At 61.4% G+C, this 6,779-nt stretch carries 6 protein-coding genes and 1 pseudogene; 2 read left to right on the forward strand and 5 right to left on the reverse strand.

Going from position 1 to position 6,779, the window contains the following annotated elements:
* Positions 1–445 (reverse strand): hypothetical protein (locus J4F42_20630; protein MCE2487927.1); only part of this gene is annotated, 445 nt, incomplete at its 3' end.
* Positions 446–607: 162 nt separating this feature from the next.
* Here J4F42_20630 and J4F42_20635 point away from each other — a divergent pair.
* Together J4F42_20635 and J4F42_20640 are read left to right on the forward strand one after the other, a co-directional pair.
* Positions 608–2,805, forward strand: a pseudogene (locus J4F42_20635) (NADP-dependent isocitrate dehydrogenase).
* A 108-nt stretch (positions 2,806–2,913) separates the two neighbouring features.
* A complete protein-coding gene (locus J4F42_20640) occupies positions 2,914–4,242 on the forward strand; it encodes an MFS transporter (GenBank protein MCE2487928.1) in 1,329 nt (442 codons plus the stop codon).
* Positions 4,243–4,474: 232 nt separating this feature from the next.
* On the opposite strand, the gene J4F42_20645 is transcribed toward J4F42_20640, so the two are convergent.
* From J4F42_20645 to J4F42_20660, 4 genes are all read right to left on the reverse strand, one after another.
* Positions 4,475–5,332, reverse strand: a complete 858-nt coding sequence (locus J4F42_20645) for an SMP-30/gluconolactonase/LRE family protein (protein ID MCE2487929.1) — start codon at positions 5,330–5,332, stop codon at positions 4,475–4,477.
* 88 nt (positions 5,333–5,420) lie between these two features.
* Positions 5,421–5,828, reverse strand: a complete 408-nt coding sequence (locus tag J4F42_20650; protein MCE2487930.1) for a HEPN domain-containing protein — start codon at positions 5,826–5,828, stop codon at positions 5,421–5,423.
* Complete coding sequence (locus J4F42_20655) at positions 5,818–6,138, reverse strand: nucleotidyltransferase domain-containing protein (GenBank protein MCE2487931.1); 321 nt, start codon at positions 6,136–6,138, stop codon at positions 5,818–5,820. The genes J4F42_20650 and J4F42_20655 overlap by 11 nt, the downstream gene beginning before the upstream one ends.
* Positions 6,139–6,320: 182 nt before the next feature.
* Positions 6,321–6,779, reverse strand: a 459-nt coding sequence (locus J4F42_20660; protein MCE2487932.1) for a hypothetical protein, incomplete at its 5' end; no start/stop codon positions are given.

A 6,779-nucleotide genomic window follows, 5' to 3' on the forward strand; every position in this document is an offset into this window, starting at 1 on the left:
CGCCGTCGGTCGTGCGCACATAGGTGGCTTGGGCGCCAACCGCCCAGCCGTGATCGGGATCCAGAAACTGGAGGGACAGCAGGGAAACCGCAGCCCCGCTGTCTTGCTGCTGCCAGGTTTCGCCGCCGTCTTCGCTTTTAAGCAGCAGCCCGTCCTGGCCGCTGATCCAGCCGGTTTGGGCGTCGGGAAACTCGACATCATACAGGGCCAGGTCGGTGCCGCTGTCTTGCTGCTGCCAGGTTTTCCCGCCGTCGGTGGTCACCAGAATCTTTCCCCCATAGCCGACCACGACCGCTTTTTCGACCGAGACGGCCGCGACATCGAAAAACTTATCGGCCATCGTCATCAGCCGGTTGCTGAGCGGTACCTCCTCTATCTCGCGGGTGCAGCCGAGCAGGGCGGTGAGCAGACACAGGACGGGCCAACAGCGGAGCACGGGGTTCATAGGCAAGCGGCTTTCCAAAATAGTTCCGATAGGATACCTTCGACCGGGTTGCGGCCGGGTTGTAAAAGTCCCCCCCTGTCTACTATCTTCGGGCGCGCTTTGCAATCCGCTCAGGGCTGGGATACGCCCCGGCCCAGGCTTCCAGGAAGGAGAGGACGACATATGGCGACAGCGAAAATTACGTGGACAAAGATTGATGAAGCGCCGGCCCTGGCCACCTACGCCCTGCTGCCGATCGTGCAGGCCTACACCCGGGGGACCGGGATTGAGCTTGACATCAGCGATATCTCTCTGGCCGGCAGAATCATTGCCAACTTTCCCGAAAAGCTGAGCCCCGAGCAGCGCATTCCCGATTGTCTGAGCCAACTCGGCGCAATGACCCAGACGCCCGAGGCGGCCATCCTCAAACTGCCGAACATCAGCGCGACCGTGCCCCAGCTCAAGGACGCCATCAAGGAACTCCCGAGGAACCCCAAAACGACGCCGAGCGGGCTCTGCAAGCCCGCTTTGCTGTGGTGCTCGGCTCGGCCGTCAACCCGGTGCTACGCGAGGGCAACTCGGATCGTCGGGCCGCAACCTCGGTCAAGAAGTTTTTTCAAAAGCATCCCCACAGAATGATGCAGCAGTGGCCAGAGAGCGGCTCAAAGGCCCGGGTCGTCCATATGGACGGTAAGGACTTCTTCGAGAGCGAGAAATCAACCACCGTGGACACCGCCACCCAGGTGCGGATCGAGTTCGTGGCCGCCGACGGAACGGTCAGCGTCCTCAAAGACAAGCTGTCGCTGCTGGCCGGCGAGGTCATTGATACCTCGGTCATGAACGTCAAGGCGCTGCGCGCTTTCTACGCCGAGCAGATGGACGCGGCAAAGAAAGACGGCGTGCTGCTGTCCCTGCACCTCAAGGCGACCATGATGAAGGTCTCTGACCCCATCATGTTCGGCCACTGTGTGTCGGTCTACTTCCAGGAGGCGCTCGACAAGCACGCCGCGATCCTCAAGGAGATCGGGGCCAACGTCAACAACGGGCTGGCCGATGTGCTGGCCAAGCTCGACCGCCTGCCGGCCGACAAAAAGGCCGAGATCGAGGCCGACATTGCGGCGGTGTACGACGCGCGTCCGGCCCTGGCCATGGTCAACGCCAGACGCGGTATCACCAACCTGCACGTGCCCAACGACATCATTATCGACGCCTCGATGCCGAATGTGGTGCGCGATGGGGGGCGGATGTGGAATAAGGCCGACGAGTTGCAAGACGTGATCGCCATGGTGCCCGACCGCTCCTACGCGACCATGTATAAGGAGATCCTGGAAGACGCCAAAAAACACGGTCAGTTCGATCCGGCGACCATGGGCAGCGTCTCCAACGTCGGGCTGATGGCCCAGAAGGCCGAGGAGTACGGCTCGCACGACAAGACCTTTGAAGCCCCGGCCGACGGGAGGATTCGCGTGGTGGACAGCGCCGGAACGACGCTGCTCGAACAGACGGTCGAGGTCGGCGATATCTTCCGCATGTGCCAGACCAAGGACGCGCCGATCCGGGACTGGGTGCGCCTGGCCGTCTCACGGGCCAGGGCGAGCGGTGCGCCGGTGGTCTTCTGGCTCAACGAGATCAGAGGCCACGATACGGAAATCATCAAGAAGCTGAACGCCTACCTGCCCGAGCACGATACGACCGGCCTGGACGTGCGGGTCATGAAGCCCCAGGACGGGATGCGGTTTTCGCTGGAACGGATCCGCCAGGGCGAAGATACGATTGCCGCAACCGGCAACGTCTTGCGTGACTATCTGACCGATCTGTTCCCGATTCTGGAACTGGGCACGAGTGCCAGGATGCTGTCTATCGTGCCGCTGATGAACGGCGGTGGGCTGTTCGAGACCGGCGCTGGCGGCTCCGCCCCCAAGCACGTCCAGCAGTTCCTGCAAGAGGGGCATCTGCGCTGGGACTCCCTGGGTGAGTACTGCGCCCTGGTGCCTGCGCTGGAGCTGGTTGCCGAGAACGGCAAGAATCCCGCTGCCGCGCTGTTTGCCAAGACGCTCGACCAGGCGATCACCACCTACCTCGAAAACGCACGTTCTCCCTCCCGCAAGGTGAACGAGATCGACAACCGGGGCAGCACCTTTTATCTGGCCCTGTACTGGGCGCGGGCTCTGGCTGCCCAGGACGAGGATGCGACCCTCAAGGCGCGGTTCAGCCGGGTGGCAAAAGAGCTGGAGGAGAATGAGGCCAAGATCGGCGAGGAGTTGCTGGCCGCCCAGGGCCAGCCGGTCGATATCGGTGGCTATTATTTCCCCGATCCGAGCAAAACCGGCCAGGCGATGCGCCCCAGCCCGACCTTTAACGCCGTGATCGACGCGCTGTAAAAAACGGCCAAGCTGTTCGCATTTGCCGCCAGTGTAATGCAATAGGCGGAAGAGGGGAGGACGTATGACGTTCTCCCCTCTTTACTTTCTGAGCTGAAAAAATCTTGCATGGCACACCCGCTCGCGCCCTCGGGTCCGTCCCTGCTCCACACCCGTCTGCCCTTTTTTTACGGCTGGGTGGTGGTCGCCGTCGCCTTTGTCACCATGGCCATTGGGGTGAACACGCGGACCGCCTTCTCGCTGTTGTTTCCGCCCATTCTGACCGAGTTTGGCTGGGACCGGGGTGGCACTGCGGCAGCCTTTTCCTTTGGCTTTGTTGCCGCCACGCTCTACTCGCCGATGATTGGCTTTCTGATGGATCGCTTTGGGCCGCGGCTTATCCTGCCAGCCGGGGCCGGCATGGTCAGTACCGGGCTGATTCTGACCACCTATATCTCCCAGCCGTGGCACCTGTATCTGGCCTTTGGCCTCTTTGTCGGCGGGGGCAGCATGTTCATCAGCTACCTGGGGCATTCTCTGTTCGTGCCCTACTGGTTTGCCCGCAAACGGGGCTTGGCCCTGGGCATTACCTTTGCCGGCGCCGGGGTCGGGTCGATTATCCTCTTTCCCTGGCTGCAAGACACGATCAGTCACGCTGGCTGGCGTGACGCGTGTTGGATCATGGCGCTGGTGCTGTTTGTGACGGTTGTGCCGCTGAACAGCATCTTGCAGCGTCGGCGGCCGGAAGACCTCGGTCTGGCCCCCGATGGAGAGGCGGGGGCGGGCTCGTCTCAGGCTGCACCCGGCCGGGCCGACACTATTGTCGATCACGCCTGGGCTTCGACGGACTGGACCTTGGCCTTGGCCGTCCGGACCGCGCGGTTCTGGTGGCTGGCGCTGGCCATGTCAAGCTGTCTGTACGCCTGGTACGCGGTCCAGGTCCATCAGACCAAGTATTTGGACGACATCGGATTCTCCCCCCAGCTGGCCGCCTACGCGCTCGGTCTGGTCGGCCTGACCGGCAGCGTCGGTCAGATCGGCCTGGGATTTTTGTCCGACCGGATCGGCCGCGAATGGGTCTGGACGCTGAGCCTGTCGGGCTTTGGCCTGTGTTACGCCCTGCTGCTGGTCATGCAGGAACAGCCCAGCCACGTGTTGTTATACAGCATGGTCGTGGCCCAGGGTTTGTTGGGCTACGGAGTCTCGGCCGTGTATGGAGCGGTGGCGGCCGAAATTTTCCAGAGCCGACGCTACGGCACGATCTATGGAACGCTGAGTGTGGCCGGCAGCCTGGGGGCCGCAGTCGGACCGTGGGTGACCGGTCTGGTGTACGATCAAACCGGGACCTACGCACCGGCGTTTTGGCTGGCGATCGGGCTGTGCGGGGTGTCCATCGTCAGCATGTGGATGGCCGCGCCCAGAAAAGTCCGCCTCGTGGCCGGGCGGGTCGGGCGCTAGCTCCTGCTGGGAAACGAATCAGATTTCCACGGATAGGTCACTTTTCTGGCTCCCACCACTCGGAATCCGCTCCGGCGAATAGCTCCGTAGTCTCCTCTAAATCAGCAAGAAACAGAGGATCGTGAACGGCTTGCTTCAGCTGAGCCAGTTTCTCGGAATCGGGTGGGGGAGCGCTGTTCACGATCATAGTCCTGATCTCTTTCCTCAGTTCGAGCAGGGGCGACGGTTTCCTTTAGAACTTGGCCTGGGGCACCGGCAAGCCGGGAATATCTGAACGGGTGCGGAACACCGTGCCCTTGAGATCGCGCTGATCGTTGTTGGCGGTCACCACGTACAGGTCACACATGTCGGGACCGCCAAAGGCTACGCTGGTGATGGTTTTTGCCGGGATGTTGATCCGCCGATCAAGCGTGCCGTCCGGCTTAAACCGCACGACCTCACCCGAGCCGGCCACCACCGCCACCCATACCCCGCCCTCGACATCAACCGTCATACCGTCGGGCATGCCGTCGGGCAGCTTGGCAAACAGCTGGCGGTCGCTGACCGTTCGGTCGGCGCGCACCTCATACACCCAGACCGCACGGGTGGTGGAGTCACAGTGGTAGAGCAGGCTGCGATCCGCGCTGAAGCCGAGCCCGTTTGTGACCTCAACCCCTTCCCACAGATGCGTCACCTGTCCCGATGGATCGACCCGAAACAGGGAACCCGGCGGCGGTGTGCTCTTGAAATCAAACTTGTTGATGTCGCAGCCGAACGAACCGACCCAGATGCTGCCCTGGTCATCAATGGTCAGATCGTTCAGGCCGAACAGCGGCTTACCGTCCCAGTCGCTGAAGATCTCTGTGACCTGGCCGCTCTGTTCGTTCCACCGGGCGAGCGACAGGCCGGTGACAAGGATACCCCCACCCTCGTTCAGCGCGATGCCGCCCACCGCCTTGCGGTCTTTCGGGATCAGCGTCTCAATCTGCCCGTCCTGGCTGCGGCGAAAGACGCCACCCCCACGGACATCGCTGAAGTAGAGCCGGTTCAGCTCATCGGTGCGGGGTCCCTCCAGCAGGCCATAGCCGGTCGCCAAGGTTTCAAATTCCATGCGCTTCCTCCTTCTACGCTATTTGAAAAATTCGCCCCTGCCGGTGCTGACTCATTCTGGTAGCCGACAAGGGGACTGGCATAGCAGGTCAAGTGTCAGCCTCACCTTTGAGATGCTGCTCTGCCCATGCCACCACTGTTGCTGCGATAGAGACGCTTGCTCGATATTCTTCTTCGGTCACTGGCTCCGTGATACCGGGATATCGAGTCGCGACGGCAAAACGGGTCAAGCGTCCCGCTTCCCGGACAGGCTGTGGTATAGCCACCTCTGCTTTTTCGAGAAGACTGAGAAGGGTGGCTAAGTCATGGATGTAGGGAAAAGAAATTGCCGCTTTGAGCAGCACAGCTTTTATGGCTTTTTCCGCAGCCTGCTGGGCATCAAAACACAGATCTTCCAAATATATTTCCGGGTTGTGTGTCTTTGCCCTGGTGAGGTTACTTCTGGCACGGTTCAACCATTCTCTCGGATCATCCGGGGAGAGTCGCTTAGGCGGCATAGATCACTTTCCCCTCTTGGAGTGCCGGTGCAATAACCAGGGCAGGGCTATGTCTGTAACGTTCGATATCCTCAGGGGTCGCCACGACGACATCAGTCGCCTGGCCGACTCCGATGAGGCTCATATAGATTTCTTCGGTCAGCCGCCCGCGATGAAATTGGCCGGATTTGATAACTAAGAGATCAACATCGCTGTCAGGCCCCATGCTTCCTCGTGCCGCAGAACCAAACAAAAGAATGCGTTCGGGGGCTGCGACCCTAACGATCCGACGAATAATCTCGTCCAGGAGATGTTGAGGAACCGTTCCCATCTGTCACCAAATACCCATGCCCATGACGGGCTCAGCATAATCTGGGCAGCCCGCCCGCCTCTCTAATCTACAATGCTATATGGCTTTATAGAAGAGCCCTGCTCGCTCCCGTCCCTGCCAGGAGCCCCATGAACGGTAAACAGGGTATTCTCGGCCCTTTGCAACACGAGGCCGAGAAGGTGTCAGTCCGAGTCGCGGGCTGCGGCTCGGCGCAGGCGGTCCATGATCGCCCGTCCGAGTCCGTGTTCGGGAAGAGCCTCGACCACCAGGCGGTCAAGGCCAAGCCCGTCGAAACGGTGCAGGGCGGCAAACAGATTGGTCGCCGCCTCAAGCAGGTCGCCCTCAGCCGACAAAGCCTCATGGTGTGTATAGGCGTCAGCTGCCGGAACCGGCCTGAAGCTGAGTAAACCGACCCGTTCCTGAGGAGACGGCCGGGGAATGGCCTGACCGGGGGCGAGCAGGGTCAGCCGAACACGCGGCGCGTAGTGCTGTGGCAGAGTGCCGGGCGAGCGCGGATCAGCATCGGTGGAAGAGGGCAGGCGAACCGGACCGATCAGGGCTTCTATCTCCTCCACGCTCAGCCCGCCCGGCCGTAATACCACCGCCTCCTCGCTACTCAACGCGCACACCGTGGATTCAAG

It is taken from the genome of Desulfurellaceae bacterium (assembly GCA_021296095.1).
Taxonomy (GTDB): domain Bacteria; phylum Desulfobacterota; class Binatia; order Bin18; family Bin18; genus JAAXHF01.